The 1,059-nt window shown below is 56.3% G+C and carries 2 protein-coding genes; both read left to right on the top strand.

Translation table 11 applies throughout. The features are described 5' to 3' along the window. Window positions 1-169 precede the first annotated feature (169 nt). Window positions 170-757, top strand: a complete 588-nt coding sequence (locus E1189_RS01160; protein WP_155158282.1) for a hypothetical protein — start codon at window positions 170-172, stop codon at window positions 755-757. After that, window positions 747-995 (top strand): hypothetical protein, encoded by a 249-nt coding sequence (locus tag E1189_RS01155; RefSeq protein WP_155158281.1) that lies wholly within the window; start codon window positions 747-749, stop codon window positions 993-995. The genes E1189_RS01160 and E1189_RS01155 overlap by 11 nt, the downstream gene beginning before the upstream one ends. The last annotated feature ends 64 nt before the right edge of the window (window positions 996-1,059 follow it).

Below are 1,059 nucleotides of genomic sequence, written 5' to 3'. Positions count from 1 at the left end.
TTGCCAGCCTTTGCAACGAGCATAACCTCCAATTCAATACAGGTACTCAACACCTCTCGTGTATCAGCATCTGGTCTGAGCTGTTTAAGCCATAGCGGTTCTTTTAAATCCTGTCTTATTTCTTTGTGGTCCGTTTCTCCTTGCACCGGATGTCGCTGCTGCTCTGGCGGTGATAACTCAGCAGGTTGACCGAACCGAAGGTGGTGCCACAGGGGCAGGTGGTGTTCCGTTTCCCCTTGCACCGGGCGTCTCGGCTGCTCTGGCGGTGAGAGTGAAGCATCTTGGCCGAATCAAAGGTGGCGCCGCAGAGGCAGGCGGTGCTCTGCTTTCCCTTGCATGGGGTGTCGCGGCTGCTCCGGCGGTGAGAGTGAAGCAGAGTGGCCGAAGCAAAGGTAGCGCCACAGGGACAGGTGGTGTTAAGCCTCCCCTTGCACGGGGCATCGTTACTACTCTGGCGGTGAGAGCTAAGCAGACTGATCGAATCGAAGGTAACGCCACAGAGACAGGTAGTATTCCGTTTTCCCTTGCATTGGGCGTCGCGGCTACCCCGGCGATGAGAGTTAAGCAGGTTGACCGAAGCGAAAGTGGCACCGCAGAGGCAGGTGGTGTTCCGCCTCCCCCTGCACCGAACATCGTGGCTGCCTTGGCAGTGAGAGTTAAGCAGGCTGACCTGAAGCGAAGGTGGCGCCGCAGAGGCAGGTGGTATTCCGTTTCCCCTTGCACTGGCCGTCCTTGCTGCTCTGGCGGTGAGAGTTAAGCAAGCTGGTCGAATCGAAGGTGGCGCCGCAGGAGCAGGTGGTGTTCCGCTTCCCTATGCACCGGGCATCTCTGCTGCTCTGGCGGTGGGTTTTAAGCTGGTTAACCGAATCGAAGGTGGTGCCGCAGAGGCAGGTGGTGTTCCGCTCTTCTCGATATACTTTCCCCTTCTCATTTTGGCGCAATACTTCCACTTCTGGTGCAGAGCTATCGTAGTCCAGATCACCTGGGGCTATTGATTCCGTTTCATAAACATCCTCAATCTCTTGTTTAACAACTTTCCGACAGTGAATTTCCCAGGCG

Origin of the sequence: Parendozoicomonas verongulae, assembly GCF_009711465.1 — a bacterium.
GTDB classification, from domain to species: Bacteria; Pseudomonadota; Gammaproteobacteria; order Pseudomonadales; family Endozoicomonadaceae; genus Sansalvadorimonas; species Sansalvadorimonas verongulae.
This window is presented reverse-complemented; position numbering and strand designations above follow the sequence as displayed.